This is a genomic window from Polaromonas sp. (genome assembly GCF_029945925.1).
Taxonomy (GTDB): Bacteria; Pseudomonadota; Gammaproteobacteria; order Burkholderiales; family Burkholderiaceae_C; genus Polaromonas.
The window spans coordinates 53,117-77,899 of sequence record NZ_JAQSDN010000004.1 but is presented as its reverse complement, the minus strand read 5'-3'; the positions used below and the strand labels follow the sequence as shown (position 1 = coordinate 77,899).

General features: G+C 64.5%; 23 protein-coding genes, 2 pseudogenes and 2 riboswitches. Of the genes and pseudogenes, 5 read left to right on the top strand and 20 right to left on the bottom strand.

Features of this window, described 5'->3' with window-relative positions:
• Positions 1 to 51 precede the first annotated feature (51 nt).
• Together PSV40_RS01580 and PSV40_RS01575 are read right to left on the bottom strand one after the other, a co-directional pair.
• Positions 52 to 261: pseudogene (locus PSV40_RS01580) on the bottom strand (ribonuclease activity regulator RraA); the annotation flags it as partial.
• Positions 261 to 605: an Mpo1-like protein gene (locus PSV40_RS01575; protein WP_300533408.1), complete on the bottom strand. Its 345-nt coding sequence runs from the start codon at positions 603 to 605 to the stop codon at positions 261 to 263. The gene PSV40_RS01575 and the pseudogene PSV40_RS01580, both read right to left, overlap by 1 nt.
• 62 nt (positions 606 to 667) lie before the next feature.
• Between PSV40_RS01575 and PSV40_RS01570 the strand changes: the two genes are divergently transcribed.
• Positions 668 to 1,036 (top strand): thioredoxin family protein, encoded by a 369-nt coding sequence (locus PSV40_RS01570; protein WP_300533406.1) that lies wholly within the window; start codon positions 668 to 670, stop codon positions 1,034 to 1,036.
• Here PSV40_RS01570 and PSV40_RS01565 read toward each other — a convergent pair.
• The 5 genes from PSV40_RS01565 to PSV40_RS01545 all read right to left on the bottom strand — a co-directional run bounded on the left by PSV40_RS01565 (position 1,028) and on the right by PSV40_RS01545 (position 6,737).
• Complete coding sequence (locus tag PSV40_RS01565; RefSeq protein ID WP_300533404.1) at positions 1,028 to 2,323, bottom strand: cytochrome P450; 1,296 nt, start codon at positions 2,321 to 2,323, stop codon at positions 1,028 to 1,030. The two genes, PSV40_RS01570 and PSV40_RS01565, sit on opposite strands and share 9 nt — an antisense overlap.
• Before the next feature lie 37 nt (positions 2,324 to 2,360).
• The gene (locus PSV40_RS01560; RefSeq protein WP_300533402.1) at positions 2,361 to 3,845 is read right to left on the bottom strand and encodes a phospholipase D-like domain-containing protein; all 1,485 of its coding nucleotides are present in this window, start codon (positions 3,843 to 3,845) and stop codon (positions 2,361 to 2,363) included.
• Between the two features lie 197 nt (positions 3,846 to 4,042).
• Entirely contained in the window at positions 4,043 to 4,369 is a 327-nt protein-coding gene (locus tag PSV40_RS01555; RefSeq protein ID WP_300533400.1) for a high-potential iron-sulfur protein, read from the bottom strand.
• A 164-nt stretch (positions 4,370 to 4,533) separates the two neighbouring features.
• The gene (locus PSV40_RS01550; RefSeq protein ID WP_300533398.1) at positions 4,534 to 5,355 is read right to left on the bottom strand and encodes an alpha/beta hydrolase; all 822 of its coding nucleotides are present in this window, start codon (positions 5,353 to 5,355) and stop codon (positions 4,534 to 4,536) included.
• Between the two features lie 83 nt (positions 5,356 to 5,438).
• The gene (locus tag PSV40_RS01545) at positions 5,439 to 6,737 is read right to left on the bottom strand and encodes an O-acetylhomoserine aminocarboxypropyltransferase (RefSeq protein WP_300533396.1); all 1,299 of its coding nucleotides are present in this window, start codon (positions 6,735 to 6,737) and stop codon (positions 5,439 to 5,441) included.
• A gap of 169 nt (positions 6,738 to 6,906) precedes the next feature.
• On the opposite strand from PSV40_RS01545, the gene PSV40_RS01540 reads away from it, so the two are divergent.
• The gene (locus PSV40_RS01540) at positions 6,907 to 7,371 is read left to right on the top strand and encodes a CBS domain-containing protein (RefSeq protein WP_300533394.1); all 465 of its coding nucleotides are present in this window, start codon (positions 6,907 to 6,909) and stop codon (positions 7,369 to 7,371) included.
• A gap of 239 nt (positions 7,372 to 7,610) precedes the next feature.
• Here the strand turns inward: PSV40_RS01540 and PSV40_RS01535 are convergent.
• Positions 7,611 to 8,147, bottom strand: a pseudogene (locus PSV40_RS01535) (polyhydroxyalkanoate depolymerase); the annotation flags it as partial.
• Positions 8,148 to 8,375: 228 nt separating this feature from the next.
• Here PSV40_RS01535 and aroC point away from each other — a divergent pair.
• Entirely contained in the window at positions 8,376 to 9,470 is a 1,095-nt protein-coding gene (gene aroC / locus PSV40_RS01530) for a chorismate synthase (protein WP_300533392.1), read from the top strand.
• Positions 9,471 to 9,483: 13 nt separating this feature from the next.
• Positions 9,484 to 10,707, top strand: coding sequence for an MFS transporter (locus PSV40_RS01525; RefSeq protein WP_300533390.1), 1,224 nt, complete (start codon positions 9,484 to 9,486; stop codon positions 10,705 to 10,707).
• A gap of 196 nt (positions 10,708 to 10,903) precedes the next feature.
• Here the strand turns inward: PSV40_RS01525 and PSV40_RS01520 are convergent, their stop codons facing one another.
• Positions 10,904 to 11,785, bottom strand: a complete 882-nt coding sequence (locus PSV40_RS01520; protein ID WP_300533388.1) for a DMT family transporter — start codon at positions 11,783 to 11,785, stop codon at positions 10,904 to 10,906.
• A 180-nt stretch (positions 11,786 to 11,965) separates the two neighbouring features.
• Here PSV40_RS01520 and arfB point away from each other — a divergent pair, with 180 nt between their 5' ends.
• Positions 11,966 to 12,370: an alternative ribosome rescue aminoacyl-tRNA hydrolase ArfB gene (gene arfB / locus PSV40_RS01515; RefSeq protein ID WP_300518572.1), complete on the top strand. Its 405-nt coding sequence runs from the start codon at positions 11,966 to 11,968 to the stop codon at positions 12,368 to 12,370.
• A 204-nt stretch (positions 12,371 to 12,574) separates the two neighbouring features.
• Here arfB and PSV40_RS01510 read toward each other — a convergent pair whose 3' ends face one another.
• The 11 genes from PSV40_RS01510 to denD form a co-directional block, all read right to left on the bottom strand.
• Entirely contained in the window at positions 12,575 to 12,982 is a 408-nt protein-coding gene (locus PSV40_RS01510; RefSeq protein WP_300533386.1) for a phage holin family protein, read from the bottom strand.
• A 320-nt stretch (positions 12,983 to 13,302) separates the two neighbouring features.
• On the bottom strand, positions 13,303 to 14,352 hold the full coding sequence (locus PSV40_RS01505) for an MBL fold metallo-hydrolase (RefSeq protein ID WP_300533384.1): 1,050 nt from the start codon (positions 14,350 to 14,352) through the stop codon (positions 13,303 to 13,305).
• Between the two features lie 67 nt (positions 14,353 to 14,419).
• The gene (locus PSV40_RS01500) at positions 14,420 to 14,872 is read right to left on the bottom strand and encodes a pyridoxamine 5'-phosphate oxidase family protein (RefSeq protein WP_300533382.1); all 453 of its coding nucleotides are present in this window, start codon (positions 14,870 to 14,872) and stop codon (positions 14,420 to 14,422) included.
• Positions 14,873 to 15,191: 319 nt separating this feature from the next.
• Positions 15,192 to 18,086, bottom strand: a complete 2,895-nt coding sequence (gene gcvP, locus PSV40_RS01495) for an aminomethyl-transferring glycine dehydrogenase (RefSeq protein ID WP_300533381.1) — start codon at positions 18,084 to 18,086, stop codon at positions 15,192 to 15,194.
• Between the two features lie 103 nt (positions 18,087 to 18,189).
• Complete coding sequence (gene gcvH / locus PSV40_RS01490; protein ID WP_300533379.1) at positions 18,190 to 18,558, bottom strand: glycine cleavage system protein GcvH; 369 nt, start codon at positions 18,556 to 18,558, stop codon at positions 18,190 to 18,192.
• 25 nt (positions 18,559 to 18,583) lie between these two features.
• Positions 18,584 to 19,756, bottom strand: a complete 1,173-nt coding sequence (gene gcvT / locus PSV40_RS01485) for a glycine cleavage system aminomethyltransferase GcvT (RefSeq protein WP_300533378.1) — start codon at positions 19,754 to 19,756, stop codon at positions 18,584 to 18,586.
• A 12-nt stretch (positions 19,757 to 19,768) separates the two neighbouring features.
• Positions 19,769 to 19,870: riboswitch (glycine riboswitch) on the bottom strand.
• Between the two features lie 23 nt (positions 19,871 to 19,893).
• Positions 19,894 to 19,996: riboswitch (glycine riboswitch) on the bottom strand.
• 17 nt (positions 19,997 to 20,013) lie between these two features.
• Positions 20,014 to 20,592, bottom strand: a complete 579-nt coding sequence (locus PSV40_RS01480; protein ID WP_300533376.1) for a hypothetical protein — start codon at positions 20,590 to 20,592, stop codon at positions 20,014 to 20,016.
• A 135-nt stretch (positions 20,593 to 20,727) separates the two neighbouring features.
• Positions 20,728 to 22,005 carry a TRAP transporter large permease gene (locus PSV40_RS01475; RefSeq protein WP_300533374.1) on the bottom strand — a complete coding sequence of 426 codons (1,278 nt, stop codon included), beginning with the start codon at positions 22,003 to 22,005 and terminating at the stop codon, positions 20,728 to 20,730.
• A 49-nt stretch (positions 22,006 to 22,054) separates the two neighbouring features.
• Positions 22,055 to 22,549 carry a TRAP transporter small permease gene (locus PSV40_RS01470; protein ID WP_300533372.1) on the bottom strand — a complete coding sequence of 165 codons (495 nt, stop codon included), beginning with the start codon at positions 22,547 to 22,549 and terminating at the stop codon, positions 22,055 to 22,057.
• An 86-nt stretch (positions 22,550 to 22,635) separates the two neighbouring features.
• Complete coding sequence (locus tag PSV40_RS01465; RefSeq protein ID WP_300533371.1) at positions 22,636 to 23,622, bottom strand: TRAP transporter substrate-binding protein; 987 nt, start codon at positions 23,620 to 23,622, stop codon at positions 22,636 to 22,638.
• An 86-nt stretch (positions 23,623 to 23,708) separates the two neighbouring features.
• Positions 23,709 to 24,707, bottom strand: coding sequence for a D-erythronate dehydrogenase (gene denD, locus PSV40_RS01460; RefSeq protein WP_300533369.1), 999 nt, complete (start codon positions 24,705 to 24,707; stop codon positions 23,709 to 23,711).
• Between the last annotated feature and the right edge of the window lie 76 nt (positions 24,708 to 24,783).

Here is a 24,783-nt window from a genome sequence, read left to right as displayed (position 1 = left end):
AGATACAAAGCTTGGGCGATACTATGTTTCGAAACTTACGTGTTGATGTACTAGGTCCTCGCGCGCAGGTACAAAACGCAAGGTGAAGGCGCGGCCCACCAGGCGCGGCTGGCCGGTGCGCAGCGGACGCGCGCCGCGCAGCCAGACATTGCGCAGGCCTTTTTTCAGCAGCAGCGTGGTCAGGGTGGCGGTGGTGATGCCGGAGAGAATGTCCACAGCCCGGGCGTCGAGCTGCAGGGGGATGCCGTTGTTGGTGTTCATCAGATCTTGACCTTGCCGGTCCAGATGTCCTTGTACATGACCCAGTCACCCATGAAGCTGTAGAGCGGGCGCTTGAAGGAGGCGGGCTTGTTCTTTTCAAACACGAAATGGCCGACCCAGGCAAAGCCGTAGCCGCACAGCAGGCCGGCCAGCAGCCACCACGGGTTGCGTGTGGCGACCAGCGCGGCCAGGCACAGCAGCGAGAGGCTGGAGCCCGCGAAGTGCAGGCGGCGGCAGGTGCGGTTGCTGTGCTCGCTCAGGTAGAAGGGATAAAACCCGGCAAAACTTTTGAAGGCTCTGGCGTCTGCCGCTGGTGGCGGGGAGCTGGTGTGGGTGGTGTCCATGGCGGGTCTCCTGAATAGTCCTTGTTGCGCCATGATAGCCACGCTCACGCACAATTGCAGCCATGCCTCATTCTTTGCTGTTTCCTGCCGGGCGCTGGGTAGCCTGTCTTTGTGCCGGCTGGTGCGGCACCTGCCGGGACTACCGGCCTGTGTTTGACCAGGTGGTCGCGGCGCACCCCGGCATGCGTTTTCTCTGGCTGGACATCGAAGAGGATGCCGAACTGGTGGGCGAGCTCGACATCGAGACTTTTCCGACGCTGCTGATTGCCGATGGCGCGGCGCTTCGCTTCGCGGGGCCCTTGTTGCCGCATGCCGGAACCTTGTCGCGTTTGCTGGCGTCGCTGGAAAACAAAGCCATGGTCGCCGGTTCGGCCGATCAGGCGCTGACGGATCTGGTGCAAGCGCTGCACCGACAGATCAACTCAGCTTGAGCCCACGGCAAACGGCGCGTTCAGAAAGCCCCGGAAACGTGCGCGCCCGCCGCGGGTCGGCGCAACGGTCAGGCGGTAGTCGGGGAAACGCTGCAGAAAGCGCCCGACGGCGATGCGGCCCTCCAGCCGCGCCAGGCTCAGGCCGGCGCACTGGTGGATGCCGAAACCAAAGGCCAGGTGCCGGTTGTTTTCGCGCGTCAGGTCCAGCTGTTCGGGGTGGTCGAATTGCGCCGGGTCGCGGTTCGCCGCGCCTATGCACAGCGTGAGCAGCGCACCTTCGGGCAGGTCCACGCCGCCGACCTGGCAAGCCTTGAGCGCGCGGCGGTTGCCCAGCTGGTTGGACGACTCGAAACGCAGGAACTCGTCAATTTCAATAGCCAAATCAGCCTCTGGCCCTTGTGCGTCCTGAGCAGGCAGCTTCACTTTTGATAGCAGATGTACCCGCGCGTCGGGCCACTCCTGCAGGGCGACCAGGGCGTTGCCGATCAGGTTGGTGGTGGTTTCGTGGCCGGCGTTGAGGATGAAAACGCAGTTTTGCAGCAGCTCGGTTTCGCTGAGTTTTTCACCGGCTTCCTCGCCCTGGATCAGGCGCGTCAGCACATCGTGCTCCGGGTCGCCCGGATTTTTCCGGCGCTCGGCCACCAGCGTCTGCAGGTAAGCCGCGAACTCGCTGACGCTGTGGTTGCCCAGCGCTTCCTGTTCGGGTGTGAGTTTGGGTTCGAGCGCGCCCAGGATGGTCAGCGACCAGTCGCGCAGCGGGCCGCGGTCGGCATGCGGCACGCCCAGCAGGTTGCCGATGATCTCCACCGGAATCGCCGAGGCAAAGTCCTCGATCAGGTCGCCGCCGCCCCTGGCTTCGATGGCATCGAGCAGGCCGTCCACCAGGGTGACCAGGCCCGCCTCCATGTCGGCAATGGCCCGCCGCGTGAGGGCGCCCATGATGAGCTTGCGCACCCGCGTGTGCAGCGGCGGGTCGTTGAAGACCAGGCTGGTCGTGTGGTGCTCGAGCAGCGGGGCGCCCTCGCCGTACTTGGGCGTGAATTCCACCTTCTTGTCCGAGCTGAAGGTCTGCGCATCGCGGTAGACCGCCACGAGGTCGGCGTAACGCGTGAGGAAATACGAGCCGTCGGGCATGCGCCGCACCGGCGCAGTTTCGCGCAGCAGGGCGTAAACCGGGTAGGGGTTGGCGTAGAAGTCAGGCGGCAGGGCGCGCAGGTCGAAGCTGGCGGCAATTTCCCGCGCCCGTTCGGGCGACATCGGCGGGGTGGTGGTGATCAGGGGCTGCATGGTTCCCATTTTGCACGCAGTGACCAGGCCACCCGGCTCAGAGGTAAGGCGACAGCAGGCCCGTCAGCCGGTCGCGCAGCTGGCCGGCCAGCGGCTGCCGGTCCAGGAGCGCCACGTCGAGCGTACGGGCCTGCGCCAGCCGCTGGCGCACCAGCACGTCCAGCTGTTTCACCAGCCCGGCGTCGTGACACTCCAGGTTGTATTCGAAGTTCAGCCGCAGGCTGCGCGCGTCCCAGTTGGTCGAACCGATCAGCGACCAGTCGTCGTCCACCAGAAACAGCTTGGAGTGGTCAAACGGTGGCGGCGACAGATGAACGCGGCAGCCCGCATGGAACAGGCTGCCCAGTTGCGGCCGCATGGCCCAGTCCATCAGCGGCAGGTTGCTGCGCGCGGGCAGCACGATGTCCACCGCGACACCGCGCAGCGCGGTGATCTGCAGCGTCGTCAGCAGGACCTCGTCGGGCAGGAAGTAGGGTGTCACGATGCACACGCGCCGCTGCGCGCTGGCCAGCGCGCCCAGCATCACATGCCGCATGTGGTCGATGTCGCCATCCGGGCCGTCGGACACGCCGCGCGCCAGCACCGGTCCGCAAGCCTTGCCGGCGGCAAACCAGGTGTCGCCCAGCAGCGCCTCGCCGGTGCTGAAGGCCCAGTCGATGGCAAAAGCGCGCTGCATGTCGGCCACCACCGGGCCCTGCACCGTGAAGTGCAGGCAGCGTACGGGACGGGCGGTGTGCAGCGACAACTGGTGCCCGGCCCGGATGTTCATGCCGCCGGTGAAGCCCTGCGCACCATCGACCACCATGATCTTGCGGTGGTTGCGCAAGTTGGCATAGGCCAGCAGGCCGGGAAAGCGCGGCGGCAGAAAGGCCGCGGCCGTGACGCCACGCGCGCGCAGGTGCGCCACCATGCGGGTGCGGCTGTAGCGGCCGCCCACGGCATCGACCAGCACGCGCACCGCCACGCCGCGCCGGCTGGCCAGCACCAGGGCATCGGCAAAAGCGCTGCCGACCTCGTCGAGGTCAAAGATATAGGTGGCCAGCGTGACCGAATGGCGCGCACCGGCGATGGCCGCCAGCATGGCGGGGTAGGCCTGGTCGCCGTCGATCAGCGGCGTCACCGCGTTGCCGGCCAGCAGGGCATTGCCGGTGGTTCGCCGGGCCAGGCGGTTGATGCCGGCCAGCGCCGGGGTGCAGGGCGCGTCGGGCCCGGCGGCGGCACCGATGGCGGGCGCGCCGCCTTGCGCGCGCTGGTGTTCGCGCTGCCAGGCCGCCTTCATGCCCAGCGCCACGCCGGCGCGCTGGATGCGGTTGACGCCGAGCAACAGGTAAAGCAGCGCGCCCACAACAGGGGTCAGCCAGGCCAGCCCGATCCAGGCGACGGTGGTGGACACGTCGCGCCGCGTCAGCAGCGCGTGCAGGGTCACCGCCAGCGCCAGCGCCAGATGCAGCAAGGTGGCGAGCAGGGGCAACAGGTTCAGCCCCTCGCGCAGGACGACCTGCAGCCATGTCGGCAGGTTCATGCGGTGCCCGCCGGGAACGGCGGTCGGCTGGGGAAGGTCGGGGCAGCGCGCCCCTGCAGGCCGCGCCGGTGTGGAGTTTCCGGGAACAAGGGGATGTGCTCGGTCATGGCCCCATGGTAGCGGCCTGTTCCGGCAGCGGCAGGGCGTTGTTTTTTCGGGTGGTGCGTTTCAGCACCGCCCCACGCCGGGCCGGGTGATCAGGCGGCTTTTTTCGCCCAGGCGCTGCACCAGGCCTTGGCTGCGACCTGCTTGCCGGCGAACAGGGGGCAAGCTGCGGCCGCGTCGGTCGCCTTGCCTTGGTACAGCGCGCAGTTGGCGCAGTTCTGGCTGGCGGCGTACTTCGGGTATTTCTTGGTGTCGGTCTTGCTGCCGTCGGCCTTGTAGCCCAAGGCGACGGCGTTGGCGTCGGTGTCCTTGACCATGGGCGCGGCCGCGGTCTGGGACAGCGCCAGGCTGCTGGCAGCCAGCGCTCCGCTGGCGGTGAGGGCGTGAATGACAAAGGTGCGGCGTGAGGTGGAAGTCATGGCAATCGTGGAGGTAGTTGTGTTGTTGTGCGTGATGGAACTGCCACTGTACCGCCCGGTCGCGATCGGAACTTGATGGTAATCAACTGAAGAGCACATTACGCGGACCTCAACCGGCGCTTGGGGCCGCGGCGTGGCGCGGCGGTCGCGCCTTGCCCATCATGTCACGGGGTTTTCAGGAAATCCCGCATCGCAAACAGCGTCTGTTCGGGCGCCTCGGTCATCTGGTGGTGGCCGACCGGCAGGCTGGCGACCTGCACGGTTTTGCCGCTGGCGCGCGCCTTGGCGATCAGCGGCTGCGCGGCTTTGGCGGGCGTCATCTGGTCCTGCGCGCCGAGCAGGAACAACACCGGGCAGGTGATCTGCGTGATGGCGTTGTCGCCGTTCGCATAACTGTCGCAGGCCTTGAAGCCGCGGTGAAAGACATTGACTTTGGTGTTGCTGGCCAGCACGCGCCGGCCCAGCGCCATGCTGGCGCCGTAGACCCAGGTGCCCGGGCCCAGCGCCGAGGGCGGTGCGGCCAGGGTGCTGCGCGAAAACACATTGATCATGGTCAGCGCCTTCATCGGCTCGTTCAAGGCGGCGTCCAGCAAAGCGGAGGACACCTTCATCGGGTAGGCGATGCCAACCAGCACGAGGTGGCTCACCCGCTCTTTCAGCCGGGAGGCGGCCTCCAGCGCAATCAGCGAACCCCAGCTGTGGCCAACCAGGGCGGCGCGCTGCACGCCGGCCGCGTCGAGCAGGGCGGCCACAAAGTCGGCGGCCTCTTCCACGCTGGCCGGCGCCTCGCCTTCGCTTTTGCAGTGGCCGGGCAAATCGACGGCCAGCACGTTCCAGCCGTGGTGGGCCAGGTAGCGCGTCTGCAGAATCCAGACGCTGTGGTCGTTGAGCACGCCGTGGATGAAAACCACCGTGGGTTTGGCCGCATCGAAGGGCTTGCCGCCGGTGTAGCAATAAGTGGTGTGGCCGTTGACTTGCAAATACATATCAGGGGGTCTCCAGACCGTTCGCCCTGAGCTTGTCGAAGGGCTTCGACAGGCTCAGCCCGAACGGTAGTTGTTGTTTCTTTTCAGGCCGCTTTTTCAGCCGCCTTCAGCGCCCGCTTCAGGTCGTCGATCAGATCGTCCGGATCTTCCAGGCCGATGGACAGGCGTATCGTGCCCTGCGTGATGCCGGCGCCCGCCAGCGCCTCGTCGGTCATGCGGAAATGGGTGGTACTGGCCGGGTGAATCACCAGACTGCGGCAGTCGCCGACGTTGGCCAGGTGGCTGAAGACCTTGAGGGTTTCGATGAAGGCCTTGCCCTGCTCGCGCTTGCCCTTGATGTCGAAGCTGAACACCGAGCCGGCGCCGCGCGGCAGCAGCTTTTTGGCCAGCGCGTGGCTGGGGTGCGTCTCGAGCATCGGGTGGCCGACGCGCGCCACCAGCGGGTGGCTGGCCAGAAAGGCGACGACTTTTTCGGTATTGCTCATGTGCCGCGCCATGCGCAGCGGCAGGGTTTCAATGCCCTGCAAAATCAGCCACGCGGTGTGCGGGCTCATGCAGGCGCCGAAGTCGCGCAGGCCTTCGCGGCGCGCGCGCAGCAGAAACGCGCCGACGGTGCTTTCCTCGCTGAACACCATGTTGTGAAAACCGTCGTAGGCCTCGGTCAGTTCGGCGAATTTGCCGGACTTTTCCCAGTCAAAGCTGCCGCCGTCCACCACAATGCCACCGATCACCGTGCCGTGGCCGCTCAGGAACTTGGTGGCCGAGTGGTAGACCAGGTCGGCGCCGTGCTCGAAAGGCTTGACCAGCCAGGGCGAGGTCAGCGTCGAGTCCACCAGCAGCGGCACGCCGGCCTCGTGCGCGATGTTTGACACGGTGGGTATGTCCAGCACGTCCAGGCCCGGGTTGCCCACGGTTTCGCCAAAAAAGAGTTTGGTATTCGGCCGAACCGCAGCGCGCCAGCCATCCATGTCACCGGGTTGGACGAAGGTCGTTTCAATGCCGAAACGCCGCATCGTGTAGTGCAAAAGGTTCTGGCTGCCCCCGTACAGCGCGGTGGAGGCGACGATGTGTGAACCCGCGCCCATCAGGGTGGCAATGCTCAGGTGCAGCGCCGCCTGGCCGCTGGCGGTGCTGATGGCGCCTATGCCGCCTTCCAGCGCGGCGACGCGCTGCTCCAGCACCGCGTTGGTCGGGTTGCTGATGCGCGAATAGACGTGGCCGGCGCGCTCCAGGTTGAACAGGCTGGCGGCGTGGTCGCTGGATTCGAAGACAAACGAAGTGGTCAGGTGAATCGGCACGGCGCGCGCGCCGGTGGCCGGGTCGGGCGCGGCGCCGGCATGCAGGGCCAGCGTGTCGAAGCCCGGGTCAGAGTAGCCAGACATGGTGTCTCCAGAAAATGGCGGAAGGGATAGACGAAAACGGCGGCCAGCCCGAAACAACTTGAGGTGGCTTGCAAACGAATTGTGGGCTATATTTGAACTGAATTTTCCGCCGGGCGGCACCGGGGAAGAACCTGCAGACTGCCGAGACAAATTCCTGAAGGAGTGCCCCATGAAAGTCCTTGATATCCTGCGCGTCAAAGGCAACACGCTTTACACCGTCCAGCCCGATGAGCCGCTGTTCAAGGCGACCCAGATCATGGCGGAAAAAGACATCGGTTCGCTGGTTGTCATGGAACACGGCGACCTGGTGGGCATGCTGACCTTCCGTGAGGTGATCTTGTGCCTGGTCAAAAACGGCGGCGAGATCGGCAACACGCTGGTACGCACGGCCATGGACGATGCGCCGCTGACCTGCACACCCGACACCGAGATCGACGAAGTCCGCCGCATGATGCTGGGCCGCCATGCGCGCTACATGCCGGTGCTCAACAAGAAAGTGCTTGAAGGCGTGATCTCGTTTTACGACGTGGCTAAGGCTGTGGTGGACGGCCAGAACTTCGAGAACAAGATGCTCAAGGCCTATATTCGCGACTGGCCGGCTGAAGAAGACGAGACACCAGAGACCAAACTCTGAGGGGCGGTAGAGCCTCTTTCCGAAGCGGATTCGGGGACGCTCTTTTCCTTTTCAACCGATGGTGGTTTGCCAGCAAGCCGTGGGATGCCCGGCCTGCTGGCAACTCACCACAGCACAAGTCATCAGATATGGATTCCGGATCGAGTCCGGAATGACACGCTGATACCCTTCGAGTGCTACAAATTCAATAGCTGCTCGCGCCCGTCCTTAAAGGGCTGGAGACCGATTTCGCTTCAAATTCACCCCATGCTGGCGTGAATCATCTCCCGCACCCGCGGGTAAATCTGCGTATTCCACTTGCGGCCGCTGAACACGCCATAGTGCGCCACACCGGTCTGCACATGGTGGGTTTTCATGAAGGGGCGGTTGCTGCTGCACAGGTCCTGCGCCGTCACCGTCTGGCCGACGGAGCAGATGTCGTCGCGCTCGCCTTCGACCGTCATCAACGCGGTGCGGCGGATCGCTGCGGGCTTGACGAGGCGGCCGCGGTAGCTGAGCTTGCCGAGCGCCAGGTCGTAGGTCTGGAACACTTTTTCAACCGTTTCCAGATAGAACTCGGCCGGCAGGTCGTTGACGGCCAGGTACTCGTCATAAAACACCCGGATCACGTTGGCCTTGTCGATGTCGCCATCGACCAGGTGCTGGTACAGGTCCTTGAACGACTTCTTGTGGCGGTCCAGGTTCATGCTCAGGAAGGCGCTGAGCTGCACGAAGCCGGGGTAGACGCGGCGCATGTAGCCGGCGTGCGGCAACGGCACATGGCTGATCAGGTTTTTCTCACTTCTTGCACTGCCGCGCTTTCAGGCGGCAACAACCGCGCTACTGCGCGCTCCTTAAATGCTTGTCCGTATCGTGCCACTTCTTTCCTTCATCGCCGCCCCCAGGTTCTTGGTTCTATTGGGGCGACAACCATTGTGACGCGGGGGGAGGGGCAAAAAACAGTATCTCAGATAGCTCAATTTCTGGCCATCGCATTACCCCTTCCCTCTGGGATAATCAGCCCTATGAGTGGAAATACCTTCGGCACCCTATTCGCAGTCACCAACTTCGGTGAATCCCACGGCCCGGCCATTGGCTGCGTGATTGACGGCTGCCCGCCGGGCATGGCGCTGAGCGAGGCGGACATCCAGGGCGACCTGGACCGGCGACGGCCCGGCACCAGCAAGTATGTGACGCAGCGCAACGAACCGGACGCGGTGGAGATTCTTTCCGGCGTCTACGAGGGCAAAACCACCGGCACGCCGATCTGCCTGCTGATCAAGAACACCGACCAGCGCAGCAAGGACTACGGCAACATCCTGGACACCTTCCGGCCCGGCCATGCGGACTACAGCTATTTGCAGAAGTACGGCATTCGCGACCCGCGCGGCGGCGGCAGGGCGTCGGCCCGGCTGACGGCGCCCATGGTGGCGGCCGGTGCGGTGGCCAAGAAGTGGCTGCTTCAGACCTACGGCACCACCTTTCGCGGCTGCATGACGCAGATCGGCGACATCGCCATTCCTTTCGAGGCCTGGGAGCACGTGCCGAACAACCCGTTTTTTGCGCCGGTAGCCGATGTAGCCAAGCTGGAAGCCTACATGGACGAGTTGCGCAAGGCCGGCGACTCCTGCGGCGCGCGCATCCGCGTCACGGCCACGGGCATGCCGGTGGGCCTGGGCGAGCCGCTGTTCGACAAGCTCGACGCCGACATCGCCTTTGCCATGATGGGCATCAACGCGGTGAAGGGTGTCGAGATCGGCGCCGGTTTTGCCAGCGTCACGCAGCGCGGCACCACGCACGGTGACTCGCTGTCGCCCGCGGGCTTCAAGTCCAACAACGCCGGCGGTGTGCTGGGCGGCATCAGCACCGGGCAGGACCTCGAAGTGTCCATCGCCATCAAACCGACCAGTTCCATCCTCACGCCGCGCGAGTCGGTGGACATGGCCGGCGCGCCGACCAACGTGGTCACCAAGGGCCGGCACGACCCGTGCGTGGGCATACGCGCCACGCCGATTGCCGAGGCCATGCTGGCGCTGGTGGTGATGGAGCATGCCCTGCACCAGCGCGCGCAATGCGGCGACGTGGTGCCGCCCATGCAGGCGATCAAGGGCTCCGTGTGAACAGGTCCTGACCATGCCAGAAGCTGCGGCCAGGCGCCGCCAGCTGGTGCCGTTTGCGGCACTGTCGGCCAGTTATTTTGCGCACATCGGGTTTTTCAACCCGTACCTGCCGCTGTGGCTCAAGGACCTGGGTTTCAGCATCCTGGCGATCAGCCTGCTGACCTCGGTGCAGGCCGCCACGCGGCTGTTTGCGCCCTACGGCTGGGGCGCGCTGAGCGACCACACCGGGGAGCGCGTCAAGCTGCTGCGTTACGGCGCCACGGTGGCGCTGATCTCGTCCCTCGGCCTGTGGCTGGACTTTGAATCCACTTACGGCGTCTGGTGGCTCACGGCGGTGCTGCTGGTGATGTTCACCCACACCAGTTCCATGATGCCCATGAGCGAAGCCGCCATGGCGCACCTGATCAGCCAGGGCGGGGCCTTTGACGCGCGGCGTTACGGGCGCGTGCGCCTGTGGGGCTCGCTGGGCTTCCTGTTCACGGTGTTTGCCGCGGGCAGCTGGTTCGAGATTTTTGGCATGGAACACTTTCCGGCCTGGACCTTCCTCTCGCTGCTGGCCGTGACGGTCAGTGTCTGGCTGCTGCCGGACCTGAAGGAGGCGGTCAGTGCCCACGACCTGAAGCTGCCGGTGTGGCCGATTCTTCGCCAGCGCGCCGTGGTGTGGTTTTTTGCATCGGCGTTTTTTCATGTGCTGGCGCATATCAGCATCTACGTCTTTTTCTCGCTGTACCTCGACGCGAACGGCTACAGCAAAACCATGATCGGCGTGTTGTGGGCGTTTTCGGTGGTGGTGGAAATCGGCTGGTTCTACACCCAGGGCCGCTGGCTGCCGCGGCTGAGCCTGACCGCCTGGCTGATGGTGTGTTCGGCCGCCATGGCGCTGCGCATGGGCATCACCGCCGTCTGGCCCGGCGTGCTGCTGCTCATGCTGTTTGCGCAGGCGCTGCACGCGCTGACGTTTGCGACGCACCACACGGTCTGCATCGCGCTGCTGTCGCACCACTTCCCCGGGCGGCTGCGCGGCCGTGGCCAGGCGCTGTACGTGGTGGTGGCTTACGGCTTGCCGGGTGTGCTGGGGGGGCTGGTCGGCGGGCTGCTGAGTTCGGCGTTCGGGCTGGTCAGTGTGTACTGGGCCTGCCTGGCCGCCAGCCTGATTGCGACAGCGTGTGCCTACCGGGCCTGGCGCGTTCAGCGCAGCCTGGACGGTCTGAACCCCTCTCCCGCTGGGGGAGACTGATGCAGGGCAGGGCAGGGGTGAGGGCAGCGACCCGCGCGTCAAGTTGCAGCAAGTGAGCAGCTGGCGGCCCTCACCCCAACCCTCTCCCATAGGGAGAGGGAGTTCAGGACGTGATTGTCAAAGAGATTTATGCCTCCAGCCCTTGTTTCACGGGCGCCAGCAGCTATCAATACAGTAGCGTCCGGCGCTGAACCGTTCAGCGTTCCGGCGGGGCGCGCAAGGGGTTGAAGCCGGTGATCAGCGCCGTGGCGGCCAGCACCAGCACGCAGCCCGGCGCCATGCCCCAGGTGACCGGCTCGCCGAGAAACATGCCGCCCCAGGCGACGCCGAACAGCGGAATCATGAATGCCGCCGAGGTGGCGGCGCTGGCCGTGATTTCGCGCATCAGGCGCATGCTGATCCAGTACATCAGGCCCGAGGTGAAGATGCCCAGCACCGCCACGGCGATCAGTGCGCCGCTGGTGTAGTGGGCCGAGGGCAGGGCGATACCGGAAGGCAGCAGCAGGATCAGCGCGGCCGCCACATGCACCACGGCCGAGGCCGGCAGCGGGTCGTGCGCCATGGTCGCGCGTTTCATCAGGATGGCGCCAAAGCCATAGGCGGCGGCAGCGGCGGTGCAGGCCAGCGCGGCCAGCACAACGCGGGGCGTCACCGCCACCGGCCCCAGCTGCACCAGCAGGGCGACACCGGCAAAACCCACGGCACAACCGAACAGGCGGCGCGCCGAGAGCCGCTCCTCGCGCGCCAGCGCGGCACCCAGCACGCCGAACAGCGGCGCCGTCGCGTTGAGCACCGCCGAATACCCGGCCGGGATCACCAGCGCGGCCCAGTTGAACAGCACAAAGGGCGCGACCACGGTCAGCACACTGAGCAGCGCCAGGCGCGGCCACGCTGCACGCGGCGGCCAGTGCTCGCGCAGCGCACGCATCAGCAGGGTCAGTACCAGCGCCGCCAGGATGCAGCGCACACCGGCCAGCAGCCACGGGCCGAAGGCCGGGCTGGCGATGCGCAGCAGGGGGAAGGAGCCACCCCAGAGGGCGGACAGGGCGATGAGCTGGAGGAAGTGTCGGGTGTGCATGAAAGGCCGGTCGGATCAGGGGATTGTGCGGGATTCGGGGCGGGTGTGCTGGGGGGAACTCAGGCGTGACCTGGCTCTTGTTCTCTTTTCTGACGTGATGGGTTTGCTGGTGCACATGGAAGGAACGAGGAGGCCACAGACTTGATTCATTCAATAGCAGCGTCTCTTCTAGAATGCCCCATGCCCCTGGAAGTCAACGAAGCCGAAGTCGAGATCAGTGCCATCCGTGCGCAGGGCGCTGGTGGGCAAAACGTCAACAAGGTGTCCAGCGCGGTGCACCTGCGCTTTGACATCATGGCCTCTTCGCTGCCCGAGGATGTGAAGGAGCGGCTGCTTTGCCTGCGCGACAGCCGCATCACGCAGGAAGGTGTGCTGGTGCTCAAGGCCCAGCAACACCGCAGCCAGGAGATGAACCGCGCCGACGCGCTGGCCCGGCTCAACGAAATCGTCAACAGCGTCGCCACACCGCCGCGCGTGCGCCGCGCCACCAAGCCTACCTATGGCTCGAAGCAGCGGCGCCTGGCGGGAAAAAGCCAGCGTTCGGAAATCAAGGCCTCGCGCGGCAAGGGCGGGGTCAGCGAGTAGCTGGCTGGAAAAATCAAGCCTTTTTGGCCTCTGGCCCTTGGTCAGCGGGCGCCAGCAGCTCCTGATTTTGTAGCAAGCCGGCGACCGGCCGGCGCCACTGGCGCACTTGATTTGCTATGTAAAAGATAGCTGCTTGCGCCCGCCCCATCTGGGCTGGTGGGTGATTTGACCTGATTTTTTGGGTCGAGCCGGTGTCTGCCGGACTCAGAGCCACACGCCGCTGCGGGGCATCTGCATCTGGATGGCATCGGGCCCGCTGCCAACGAGCACGAAGGCACCTATCACCCAGCTCAACACCGCGATGAAGATGCTGGCAAAAAAGGCCGTCCAGAAGCCCGAGACCTTGAAGCCGCGCACCAGCGCGGAGACCAGCAGAATCATCAAGGCATTGATGACCAGCAGGAACAGGCCGAAGGTCAACAAGGTCAGCGGCAAGGTCAGGACAATGACCAGCGGCTTGACAATGGCATTCGCAAAACCGAGCAGCAGGGCCGAGATGACCAGCGACGAGGTGTCGTCAAAGCTGATTCCCCGAAAGACGCGACTGGCCATCCAGAGCGACAGCGCGGTGATGGCCCAGTGCAGAAGGAAAGGAATCAGGTGGTCGAACATGGCAGATGATCTGAGGGGGACATGGCCGGGAATCATACCGGGCTGTCATGGGCTACTTCAAGGACAGGCGCGTGGCGGAACGCGTGGCGCAGATGTACATGGACCGGGGGCACAAGCAGTTGCATGGTGTCGATGCGGCGTCGTAGTCTTTAAACCGCTTGCCGCGCGGCGTCTCATTGAGATTTCCATAAATCATGACCGTCAACTGACCACCGTTCGCCCTGAGCTTGTCGAAGGGGCCTTCGTCAGGCGCAGGACAGGCTTCGACAGGCTTCGACAGGCTCAGCCCGAACGGTGTGGTGTCATGAATCAAGAAAACATCAACAGGCCAATCCGGCCCGCGCCGCCTCCATCTCCGCGCGCAGCTCGTCCTCACGGCCCGCATAGCGGGGTGAAAAATGGAAGGGAATCACCAGCCTGGCACCGGCCGCACGCGCGATGCGGCCGGCCTGCCGTGCGGTGAGATGCAGCTTGCGGGCGCCATGGCCGGCGTCCTCGTCGAGAAACACACATTCGATGAACAGCTGCGTGGCATCGGCCACCAGGGTCGTGATGCGCTGCACATTGTCCGGGTGAAAGGCGACGTCGGTCACGTAGCAGATCTTCTCGCCCGGTACCAGCCGCAGGACTCCGGCCTTGAGTTCTCCCAGGGGCAACACCCGTTCATGCTCGCCGTTGCGGTCGCGCCAGAAGGCACGCACCGGCGTTGTGTCGGGTGCGCCCTGCATCACCGCCGCCTTGAGGTCCTTCAGCCAGGGCCCGACGGACAGCCCGAGACCGGCCAGCCGGTTCTTCCAGACGTTGACGTGGACTTTCTCCTCGACGGCAAAACCGAGGCAAGGCGTCCCATGGTCGAGAAACGCCGCACGAACGCGGAAACCCGGCTCATCGAGCAACACCCCGCCGTGCATCTGCCGCGGTGCCAGCGGCTCCGGCTGAAAATGCCGATGGCAACGCAGGCGGGTGCCCAGGGCCTGCCATGCGGCATCGATCTCCCAGACATCGATCACGAAGTCGCCGGGATAGTTGTCGACCAGGTTCCAGGTGTAGGCGGCAAGCTTGTGCCCGACCTGGGCCGTAAAACCGGGCGGGCCGTACAGGCGGATGTGCTTGTGACGGCCCAGGCAGAGCCGTAGCAGACGGTCGAAACCGTAGAAGTGGTCCATGTGGGTGTGCGTGACAAACACATCCGAAATTCGCAGTATCTTTTTGGCCGGCAGCACCGTGAGGTCGCCCAGGTCAAACAGCAGCGCCCGCTTCTCGAACATGAAATCAACATACAGCCCGGCGTCTTCCAGGGGGTTGTTGACGAGTTCAGTGCTGAAGGTGGGGCGCATGGCGGAGACCTTGGACTGGAAGTCAGGCGGCATTACCCCGGTTGCAGGTCTGGAGAACATCCGGGTCGCGGATGAGAGCAAAGCCGTGAGAGCGACGCCATCAGCAAGTGACCAGATCCGTATGCCCAAAGCCCTGGGTGTAATCAAGGACGGAGATGACCGAGGGTGTGACGCGGAAGATGCGGACCTCGTCCGGCTCCGGCATCTTCATCGGCAGGGGTTGTGCCTCCGGGTATTTCAGCGGCAGCATGCGCAGGACTTTTTCGGCCTCAGCCCGGTCACTCACCGCCTGCGCGTGGGCTGCCATCGACAGGCCGGTGATGGCCATCAAATCCGCCGTGTCGTGATCGATGGTCAGCGAGAGCCGATTGTCACGCGCCAGGTTTGTTGCCTTCTGGCTGTCCAGACCGCAGAGAAAATAAAGCGTCAGCCCCTCGTTCACGTAGCCGACCGTCGTGGCCTGGGGCCAGCCATCGGGCCGCAATGTTGCCACCGTCATGATGCGATGCTGGTCCAGCAGCGCCATGATTTTCCGCTTGATGTCGTCGTCCATGGGTCACCTCCACCATCGTCAAAAAGGGAAAGTTCGACGACATTCTGGGCTGGGATGGCCGCGCGGGCTTGATCGCTGTCAAGAGCTGACGACATCGGATCGGGTCCGCCCGCTGGCGCAGTGACCGTGACCGGCCGCTCAGTGTGGGGCAGGGCTGGCGTCGCACCCGCCTGGCCATCGGGCGTCAGGCAGCAGCGGGATTGGCTACCAGCCCCCGGGCTACAGGTGAAATCGGCCTCCAGCCCTTGTGAGACGGGCGGAGGCAGCTATGGAATCAGTAGCAAAAAGTCCCGTGGCTGCTGGTGCCCGGGACGCTTGCTCAGGCGTAGTCGGCCACCGGCACGCAGCTGCAGAACAGGTTGCGGTCGCCATAGACGTTGTCGACGCGGCCCACGGGCGGCCAGTACTTGACCTGTTTGAGCGTGGCCAGCGGGAAGGCGCCGGTTTCGCGCGAATACGGCCTGTTCCATTCGGCGCCCAGCAGGCTGGCGGCCGTGTGGGGCGCATGTTTGAGCGGGTTGTTGTCCTGCGGCCAGGTACCGTTTTCAACCTGGCGGATCTCTTCGCGGATGGCAATCATCGCGTTGATGAAGCGGTCCAGCTCGGCCAGGGTTTCGCTTTCGGTGGGCTCGACCATCAGCGTGCCGGGCACGGGAAAACTCAAGGTGGGCGCGTGGAAGCCGTAGTCCATCAGGCGTTTGGCCACGTCTTCGGCGCTGACGCCGCTGGTTTCTTTCAGCGGGCGCAGGTCCAGGATGCACTCGTGGGCCACATGGCCGTTGGCGCTCGCGTACAGCGTGGGGTAGTGGTCCTTCAGCCGCGCGCTGATGTAGTTGGCGCTGAGGATGGCCACTTCGGTCGCCTGCTGCAGGCCTTCGGGGCCCATCATGCGGCAGTACATCCAGCTGATCGGCAGCACGGCCGCATTGCCCAGCGGTGCCGCCGAGATGGCGCCCACGCCGTTGACCGGCAGGCCGGCCGTGGCGTGGCCGGGCAGATAGGGCACGAGGTCGGCCACGACGCAGACCGGGCCGACACCGGGGCCGCCGCCGCCGTGCGGAATGCAGAATGTCTTGTGCAGGTTCAGGTGGCTCACGTCGCCGCCAAATTCGCCCGGGGCGGCCACGCCGACCAGCGCGTTCATGTTGGCGCCGTCCACGTAAACGCGGCCGCCGTGGCTGTGGACCAGGGCGCACAGCTCTTTCACCTGCGTCTCGAACACGCCGTGGGTGCTGGGGTAGGTGATCATCATGCAGGCCAGGTTCGCGCTGTGCTGTTCGCACTTGGCTTTGAGGTCGGCCATGTCGACGTTGCCCTGGGCATCGCAGGCGGTGACGACCACCGTCATGCCGGCCATTTGCGCGCTGGCCGGGTTGGTGCCATGGGCCGACGAGGGGATCAGGCAGATGTTGCGGTGGCCCTGGCCATTGGCTTCCAGCCAGGCCTTGATAACCAGCAGGCCGGCGTATTCGCCCTGCGAGCCGGCGTTGGGCTGCAGGCTGATGCCGGCGTAACCCGTGGCCTGGCACAGCCAGTCGCGCAACTGCTGGTCGAGCTCGGCATAACCCTGCAACTGGTCCTGCGGCGCAAACGGATGGATGTTGGCAAACTCCGGCCAGGTGACGGGAATCATCTCGCTGGTCGCGTTGAGTTTCATGGTGCAGCTGCCCAGCGGGATCATGCTGCGGTCCAGCGCCAGGTCCTTGTCGCTGAGCATGCGGATGTAGCGCAGCATGCCGGTCTCGGAGTGGTGTGTGTTGAACACCGGGTGCGTCAGGAAGTCGCTGGTGCGGCGCAGCTCTTCGGGGATCAGCGGCTCGACACCTTTTTCAAAGTCGCCCAGGCGCGGCATGGGCTGGCCGGGCTTGACGAAGAAGGACCAGAGCATCTCGAGGTCTTCCCGCGTGGTGGTTTCGTCGAGCGACACGCCCAGGTGGTTGGTCAGGCGGCACCGCAGGTTGGCCCCCGACTGGCGGGCGCGTTCAGCGATCGAATGGGTAGCATCTCCGGTCTTGATGGTGACCGAGTCGAAGGCGCTGCTGTTGGCGATGTCGTAGCCCATCTGCTGCATGCCGCGCGCAAAAATGGCGGTGTAGCTGGCCACGCGCTGGGCAATGCGCCTGAGGCCTTGCGGCCCGTGGTAAACCGCGTACATGCTGGCCAGCACGGCCGGCAGCACCTGCGCGGTGCAGATGTTGGAGGTGGCTTTTTCGCGGCGGATGTGCTGCTCGCGGGTCTGCAGCGCCAGGCGGTAGGTCGGGTTGCCGTGCACGTCCACACTGACGCCGACCAGCCGGCCCGGCATGGAGCGCTTGAATTCGTCGCGGCAGGCGAGGTAGGCCGCGTGCGGCCCGCCGTTGCCCATGGCCACGCCGAAGCGCTGGGTGTTGCCCAGCACGATGTCGGCATCCCATTCGCCGGGAGGCGCCAGCAAGGTCAGCGCCAGCAGGTCGGCGGCCACACACAGGGCGGCGCCGTCCACATGCGCCTGGCCCGCCAGTGGCCGCAGGTCATGGATGCTGCCGGTGGTGGCCGGGTACTGCGCCAGCACGCCGAAGTAGTTGCCCTCGGCCATCAGCTGCGGCACGGTCGCGGCGGCCGTGCTGACCTTGACCTCGATGCCCAGCGGCTTGGCACGCGTCTGGATCACCTCGATGGTCTGCGGGTGGCAGTCGCCGGCAACGATGAAGACATTGCTTTTGCTCTTGACGCTGCGTTTGGCCAGGGTCATGGCTTCGGCGGCGGCCGTGGCTTCGTCGAGCATGGACGCGTTGGCCATCGGCATGCCGGTCAGGTCGCAGACCATGGTCTGGAAATTGATGAGCGCTTCCATGCGGCCCTGCGAAATTTCAGCCTGGTAGGGCGTGTAGGCGGTGTACCAGGCGGGGTTTTCCAGGATGTTGCGCAGGATCACGCCGGGCGTGTGGGTGCCGTAATACCCCTGGCCGATGAAACTCTTGAAGACCTTGTTCTTCGCCGCCATGGCCTTGAGCTCGGCCAAGGCTGCCGCCTCGGTGACCGGCGCGGGAATGGCCATGGCCTGGCTGCGGGCAATGCTGCGCGGCACGATGCCGTCGATCAGCTCGCGCCGGGACGCCGCACCGACGACGCTGAGCATGTGGGTTTCGTCGGCCTCATCAATGCCGATGTGGCGGGCAATGAACTCGGAAGCGTTTTCAAGCTCGCGCAGCGGCTTGGCGGTGGGCATCAACATGGCAGTTTCCAGGATTCGTTCGCCCTGAGCTTGTCGAAGGGTCGGTGAACAGTGAGGCAAGACTTCGACAGGCTCAGTCCGAACAGTGGGGCGGGAGGGCTATTTACGCAGTTGCGGAAAAGGTGGTGTAGCTGGTCTCATCCATCAGCGCGTCCAGTTGCGATTTGTCAGACAGTTTCACCTTGAAGAACCAGCCGGCGCCCAAGGGGTCGCTGTTGGCCAGCGAGGGGTCGTCGCGCAGGGCTTCGTTGACTTCGGTGACTTCGCCGCTGATGGGCATGTAGACGTCGGCCGCGGCCTTGACCGACTCGACGACACCGGCGACTTCTTTTTGCGCCAGCGTGCTGCCAACGGAAGGCAGGTCGACAAACACCACGTCGCCGAGCGCGTCCTGCGCGTGGGGGGTGATGCCGACGGTGGCGATGTCGCCGTCAACGTTGATCCATTCGTGGTCTTCGGTGTACTTGATCATGGGTTTCTCCAGAATAATAAAAACTTCAACCGCGGAAATAGCGATTTGGAACAAAAGGCATGGGGCTGACTTCCATGGGCACGGGTTTGCCGCGCACGATGGCGTTCACGCGTGTACCGATGGCCGAGAATTCGGGCTTCACGTAACCCATGGCCACCGGCTTGTCGATGCTGGGGCCCAGCAGGCCGCTGGTGACTTCGCCAATCGGCGTGCCGTCCAGGCTTTGCAGGGCCGTGTGGTCGCGCACGGGAATGCGTTCCAGCGCCACCAGGCCCACGCGCTTGCGCCCCAGCGCGGCGGGGTCGGCCAGTTGCGCCAGTATCTTGTCGGCACCCGGAAAACCGCCGGCGCGCGCACCGCCGGTGCGACGCACTTTCTGGATCGCCCAGTTCAGGCTGGCCTCGACCGGTGTGGTGGTGGTGTCGATGTCATTGCCATAGAGGCACAGGCCGGCTTCGAGCCGCAGCGAGTTGCGCGCGCCCAGGCCGACGGGTTTGACTTCGGGCTGGGCCAGCAGGGCCCGGGCCAGGGTGTCGGCCTGCGCGGCGGGCACGGAAATCTCGAAACCATCTTCGCCGGTGTAGCCGCTGCGTGTGAGAAAGCAGTCGCAACCGGCGACGGTAAAACGCCCGCCGGTCATGAAAACCAGTTTCTCGACGCCGGGTGCGAGGCGCGAGAGCGCGGTGACGGCCTGCGGGCCCTGCAGTGCCAGCAGCGCCATGTCGGGCATGGGAATGACCTGGCAACGCGTGCCGATTTTTGCCTCGATATGCGCGATGTCGCCGACCTTGCAGGCACCGTTGACGATGACGAAGATGTCGCCGCCGTTCGAGTAGTCGCGGTTGAAGAACATCAGATCGTCGATGATGCCGCCGTCCTCATTGAGCAGCAGGCCGTAGCGCTGCTTGCCGGCGGGCAGGTCGATCACATCGACCGGGATCAGGGTTTCCAGCGCGGCCGCGGCATCAAGACCGACCAGGCGCAGCTGGCCCATGTGCGAGACATCGAACAGGCCGGCGGCCTGGCGGGTGTGGTGGTGCTCGGCCATCAGGCCGGCCGGGTATTGGACCGGCATGGCGTAACCGGCAAACGGCACCATGCGCGCGCCCAGTTCCAGGTGCAGGTCGTACAGCGGTGTTTTCAGCAGTTCAAGGGCGATGGCGGACAAGGCGTTCTCCGGGGGCAAGTCGTTATCCATGAAAAATCATGGGCTGCCCCTGCTGTCCTCTTTACCTGAGAGATTCGCCTGGCGATGCAGGTTTGCTCCTTCGGTGGACCACCTCGAAGGTGGCCTCTCTCCAGTAGGGAACGCCGCCCGGAAGATGTTCGCCCGGGTGGCGGTTGCCAGTCCTTTTGCCTGAGCGTTCAGAGCACCATTGGGGTGCCGCATGCGCCTTCGGCGGTTTTCGCGAGGAAAACTCTCTCCTGACCGCGCAAGTGTAGCTGAAGCCGGCCTCAGGCCGCCTGCTCGGCAGGCAGCAGCATGGCGATGCGCTCACTGATGGAGTCAGCCCGTTCGTGCCCCGAGATCTTCTCGATCTCCTCGATCATGCGGCGGGAGGTGGCCAGCATGGCGTCGCGATCCCGGGCGTCGCGCAGAGCATCGCGGAAGGTCCCGGCCAGCTCGGGATGCCGCTTGGAAAACATGCGTTCACAGATATCAAAGAGGAACATTCGTGTGGTTGCCAGCGACCTTTTTCCGTCAAACTGGTCTGCTGACACCCGGGCGGGTGCCGGTGGAGCAGGATTGTTTTGCGGAAGTGGCTGCCTTTCAGACTTGGCGGGCTGTGGTTTGTCTGCCGCAATCACCGGTGGGCGGACGGCTTGTGACGACTTGCCATGCTGGGTCTGCAGAAAACCTTCGCGCATCAGGCGCAGGGCGATTTCCTCGCCGTCACCATTGAAGAGCGGCCGGAAGTCCAAAACGGACTTGCTGCCATCGGCCAGCAACAGCAGGGTGCGCTCGCGCTGGCCGAGCGTGCGGGTTCCCGATTTGAGCTCGGCCCGGGCGAGGTCTGTCTTGTGGAGCTGCATGGGGCGTCCTGAACGGTAAAGCACCGATCATGCATACACAATATGACACACGTATGAAGCCTGGGCGGGCCAGGCGTCTGAACGGCGGAAGGAAGGTCGGCTGCAAAGCTTCGACGCCTTCTGCCGCGCAGGCTCCTAGCGGGCGTAGACCAGATCGCGTAGGGTCAGCGAGATGGCTGGGAAATAAGTGATCACCATCAGGCAGGCGATGATGACCAGCACGAAGGGAATCAGGTGACCGACGATCCGGTCCAGCGATATTTTGGCGACGGTGCAGGCCGCGAAAAGATTCACGCCGAACGGCGGCGTGATCATGCCCAGCGCCAGGTTGACGACCATCACCATGCCGAAATGCACCGGGTCGATGCCGAAGTGCATGGCCACGGGAGCCAGGATGGGCGCCAGCACGATGATGGCGGCGCTGGTTTCGATGAACATGCCGATGAAGAAGAGCGCGGCATTGACGCCCAGCAGAAAGAGGGTAGGCGACTGCAGCACCGCTTCCAGCCAGCGGCCAATGGCATCGGGCACACCGGCGCGCGTGATCAGGAAGGCAAACAACCCGGCATTGGCAATGATGAACATGATGACGGCGCTGGAAATCACCGACTTGCGCAGCACCAGCACCAGTGTCGGCAGCTTGATCTCGCGGTAGATCACTCCGCCCACGATCAGCGCGTAGAACACGGCCACGGCTGCTGCCTCGGTCGGCGTGAAGATACCGCCATAGATGCCGCCAAGAATGATGACCGGCATCAGCAATGCCCAGCCGGCCTGCCAGGTGGCCTTGAAGAAACCCAGGCGCCCGTCGCCGTCGTTCTTGCCCCAACCCTTGATCTTGCAATACACGTAGACAAAAGCCATCAGCGACAGGCTGATCAGGATGCCCGGGCCGACGCCGGCGATGAACAGTTCGCCGATCGAGACCTCGGCGCTGACGCCGTACAGGATCAGCGGAATCGAGGGCGGAATGATCACGCCCAGCTCGGCGCTGGTGGCCTGCAGGGCCGCGGCGTAGCTGGTGGGGTAGCCATGTTTGATCAGGGCGGGAATCAGGATCGCGCCCACCGCAAACGTGGTGGCCACCGACGAGCCGGAGACCGCGGCAAAAATCATGCAGGTCAGCACGCAGGTCATGGGCAGGCCGCCCTGGACGCCGCCGACGATGCTTTTCGCAAACTCGACCAGGCGGCGCGAAATGCCGCCGGTCTCCATCAGGTTGCCGGCGAGGATGAAAAACGGAATGGCGGCCAGCGGAAACTTGTTGATGGCGTTGAACATCTCCTTGACGGAGATCAGCATGTGGGCATTGGTCGCCTGGATGCCGAAGATGGAAGCCAGCCCGATGGACACGGCAACGGAGATCGTCAGTGCGAAACACACGATCATGGTGGTCAGCATGACGGCGGTCATTGGGCGATCCCCGGAAAAAAGTTGTTGTCGGTGTTGTTGATGATGCAGCTCATGTTGCCGTCTCCAGTTCCTCGCGCTGCGGATCAAGCAGGTTGCCGATGATGCCGATTACGCAGAACATGCCGCCTATCGGCATGGCCACATAACCCCAGAACATGGAGATGGACTCCAGGCCCGCCATGGACTGCACTTGCCCGCGGATGGCGTAGTCCCAGCCCCACCAGATGATGACGCCGATCAGGGCCAGGGCGGCCAAGCAGACCACCCAGTCGAGGATGCGTTTGACCTTGATGGGGCTCCAGCGGTAGAGCACATCGACGCTGACCATGGCGCCCTGGCGGAAGGCCGCCGGTATGCCCATGAAGACCATCCAGATCAGCGACAGGCGGATCAGGATCTCGCTCCACTCGGCAGGCTGCTCGAGCACGAAGCGCGTCACGATCTGGAACATGCCCAGCGAGGACGCGATCACCAGCATGAGGCAGGCCACCAGCGTGGCAAACCCCGTGGTCCAGCGTTCGAGTCTGAGAAAGGTGTTTTTCATGGGAATCCCGGTTCTGCAAGGAAAACGCCCGCAAGCCTAATGGCTGCGGGCGTGTTCAGCTACAAAAAGCGTAGCGAACGGGCAGCTTACTTGACGCTGCGGATCTTTTCGATGTTGGCCTTGCCGAACTGCTTTTCAAACTCGGCGTTCACGGGTGCCAGGGCGGCGACGAACTTGGCCTTGTCGACATTGTCGATCACGGTCATGCCCTTGGCGCGCAGGTCGGCCACGCCTTTGGCATCGTCTTCGTCCACGCGCGCGCGGTTGGCCTTGGTGCCTTCGGCGGCCGCTTCGAGGAAGGCTTTCTTGTCGGCGGCGCTGAGCTTGTCGAAGACGGCCTTGTTCATCACCCAGATGCAGGGCGAATAGACGTGGCCGGTCAGTGACAGGTGTTTCTGGACCTGGTCAAACTTGGACGCGATGATGACCGACAGCGGATTTTCCTGGCCGTCAACCGTGCCCTGCTGCAGTGCGGTGAACACCTCGGGAAAAGCCATGGGGGTGGTGATGATGCCGAAGCCCTTGTAGGCCGCAATGTGCACTGGATTTTCCATGGTGCGCATTTTCAGGCCCTTCAGGTCCTCGGGCGTCTTCACGTCACGCTTGCTGTTGGTCATGTGGCGGAAACCATTTTCGCCCCAAGCCAATGCCTTGAAGCCCTTGGCTTCGAACTTGACGAGCAGGTCCTGGCCGATCGGGCCGTCCAGCACCGCACGTGCGTGGGCCTTGTCGCGGAACAGGAAAGGCACGTCGAGAATCTTGGTTTCGGGCACGAAGTTGGGGACCGGGCCGGTCGACGAGAAAGCCAGTTCCTGGGTGCCCAGCTGCACGGCCTCGATGGACTCGCGCTCACCGCCGAGGGAGCCGCTGTAGAAGGTCTGGACCTTGTAGCGGCCACCGGTGCGCTTTTCCACTTCCTTGGCGAAGGTGTCGATGGCCACGCCCTGGTGCGAGTTCTGCGATGTCGAGATGCTGATCTTCATGGTCGTCTGCGCCGCAGCACCGGCCACCAGGCCGAGTGCCAGCGTCATGCCCAAGGCGAGTCGGGTCAGCGTGGGTTTGAAAAAAGTCATGGAGTGTCTCCTCGGGGTGAAAAAAGGGGTGGATGGAAAAGTTGTCATACAACTTGCAATTTTCATCTCTTGGGGCGTTGCGTCGCCTAGGGGTTTTCGCTTAAGTACTCTCCGATGATGGCATCGAAATTGGCGTCGGGCAGCAGGCCCAGCCGGCGAGCCCGAGCCGCGTCGATGTGGGCCGGCCAGCTGGTCACGATGTTGGCAATCGCGGCGTCCGGCGTCCAGTCAATCAACGCGGCCACCTCCTTGCCTGCCAGGCGCTCCAGCGCCGCCGCCATCTCGCCGGGAGTTGTCTTGAGGGCTGGCAGGTTGATGGCGGTACGCGCGCCCCAGTCGGCGTCGCTGGCCTCGGCGGCCCTGATCAGGCCATGGATGGTGCGGCTGGGCGAGGACAGCGCCACCGGTGTGTCGGGCGCCACCGGGCACGCGGCCCGCACGCCGGCCAGCGGCTCGCGGATCATGCCGCTCAGGAAGCTGGAGGCCGCGCCGTTGGGTTTGCCGGGGCGCACACTCACGGTCATCAGGCGCACGTTGCGGCCGCGGACAAAACCCTTGCGGGCATAGTCGGCCACCAGCTGCTCGCCGATGAATTTCTGGATGCCGTAGCTGTTCTGGGGCGTCGGCAAGGTGCTGTCTTCAATCACTGCGGGCAGGGGTTGTTCGGGGGAATTGCCGAACACGGCCAGTGAGCTGGCAAACACCAGTGTCGGCGAGGTCTTCAGGCGCCGGCAGGTCTCCAGCAGGGCGCGCGTGGCATCGAGGTTGCTGCGCATGCCGAGGTCGAAATCGGCTTCGCATTCACCGCTGACCGCAGCGGCGAGGTGAAAAACCACGTCCGTGTCATTGGCGATCACGGGGCTGGAGGACTGGCCTGTTGCGAGCAGGGCGTTCAGGTCCCCCTCGACGGCGCGAACGCGGCTGTCGGCCATCAGGTCGGCCGGTGGTGCCGCCCGGTCCAGCAGGGTCACGCGGGTGATGGGTTGCGCGGGGCTGCCGGCCAGCGACAGCGTGCCTTGTTGGAGCAGTTCGCGGGCCAGGCGAACGCCCAGAAAACCGGCGCCGCCGGTAATGACAATGTTCATGGGAGCTGGGCCTTCTCTGGACGTTGATCGGACATCGTGTGGCGCTGGCGTCACCCGGGCGATGCCGCGGGTGAAG

Excerpts from the sequence above, each read along its gene's own strand:
- PSV40_RS01565 (WP_300533404.1), bottom strand. The coding sequence starts at position 2,323 with ATGCAGCCCCTGATCACCACCACCCCGCCGATGTCGCCCGAACGGGCG.
- PSV40_RS01505 (WP_300533384.1), bottom strand. The coding sequence starts at position 14,352 with ATGCCGCCTGACTTCCAGTCCAAGGTCTCCGCCATGCGCCCCACCTTC.
- PSV40_RS01475 (WP_300533374.1), bottom strand. The coding sequence starts at position 22,005 with ATGACCGCCGTCATGCTGACCACCATGATCGTGTGTTTCGCACTGACG.
- PSV40_RS01510 (WP_300533386.1), bottom strand. The coding sequence starts at position 12,982 with ATGTTCGACCACCTGATTCCTTTCCTTCTGCACTGGGCCATCACCGCG.
- PSV40_RS01545 (WP_300533396.1), bottom strand. The coding sequence starts at position 6,737 with ATGTCTGGCTACTCTGACCCGGGCTTCGACACGCTGGCCCTGCATGCC.
- aroC (WP_300533392.1), top strand. The coding sequence starts at position 8,376 with ATGAGTGGAAATACCTTCGGCACCCTATTCGCAGTCACCAACTTCGGT.
- PSV40_RS01575 (WP_300533408.1), bottom strand. The coding sequence starts at position 605 with ATGGACACCACCCACACCAGCTCCCCGCCACCAGCGGCAGACGCCAGA.
- gcvT (WP_300533378.1), bottom strand. The coding sequence starts at position 19,756 with ATGGATAACGACTTGCCCCCGGAGAACGCCTTGTCCGCCATCGCCCTT.
- PSV40_RS01520 (WP_300533388.1), bottom strand. The coding sequence starts at position 11,785 with ATGCACACCCGACACTTCCTCCAGCTCATCGCCCTGTCCGCCCTCTGG.
- PSV40_RS01560 (WP_300533402.1), bottom strand. The coding sequence starts at position 3,845 with ATGAACCTGCCGACATGGCTGCAGGTCGTCCTGCGCGAGGGGCTGAAC.
- PSV40_RS01550 (WP_300533398.1), bottom strand. The coding sequence starts at position 5,355 with ATGTATTTGCAAGTCAACGGCCACACCACTTATTGCTACACCGGCGGC.
- PSV40_RS01465 (WP_300533371.1), bottom strand. The coding sequence starts at position 23,622 with ATGACTTTTTTCAAACCCACGCTGACCCGACTCGCCTTGGGCATGACG.
- PSV40_RS01540 (WP_300533394.1), top strand. The coding sequence starts at position 6,907 with ATGAAAGTCCTTGATATCCTGCGCGTCAAAGGCAACACGCTTTACACC.
- arfB (WP_300518572.1), top strand. The coding sequence starts at position 11,966 with ATGCCCCTGGAAGTCAACGAAGCCGAAGTCGAGATCAGTGCCATCCGT.
- gcvH (WP_300533379.1), bottom strand. The coding sequence starts at position 18,558 with ATGATCAAGTACACCGAAGACCACGAATGGATCAACGTTGACGGCGAC.
- PSV40_RS01500 (WP_300533382.1), bottom strand. The coding sequence starts at position 14,872 with ATGGACGACGACATCAAGCGGAAAATCATGGCGCTGCTGGACCAGCAT.
- denD (WP_300533369.1), bottom strand. The coding sequence starts at position 24,707 with ATGAACATTGTCATTACCGGCGGCGCCGGTTTTCTGGGCGTTCGCCTG.
- PSV40_RS01480 (WP_300533376.1), bottom strand. The coding sequence starts at position 20,592 with ATGCAGCTCCACAAGACAGACCTCGCCCGGGCCGAGCTCAAATCGGGA.
- gcvP (WP_300533381.1), bottom strand. The coding sequence starts at position 18,086 with ATGTTGATGCCCACCGCCAAGCCGCTGCGCGAGCTTGAAAACGCTTCC.
- PSV40_RS01525 (WP_300533390.1), top strand. The coding sequence starts at position 9,484 with ATGCCAGAAGCTGCGGCCAGGCGCCGCCAGCTGGTGCCGTTTGCGGCA.
- PSV40_RS01570 (WP_300533406.1), top strand. The coding sequence starts at position 668 with ATGCCTCATTCTTTGCTGTTTCCTGCCGGGCGCTGGGTAGCCTGTCTT.
- PSV40_RS01555 (WP_300533400.1), bottom strand. The coding sequence starts at position 4,369 with ATGACTTCCACCTCACGCCGCACCTTTGTCATTCACGCCCTCACCGCC.
- PSV40_RS01470 (WP_300533372.1), bottom strand. The coding sequence starts at position 22,549 with ATGAAAAACACCTTTCTCAGACTCGAACGCTGGACCACGGGGTTTGCC.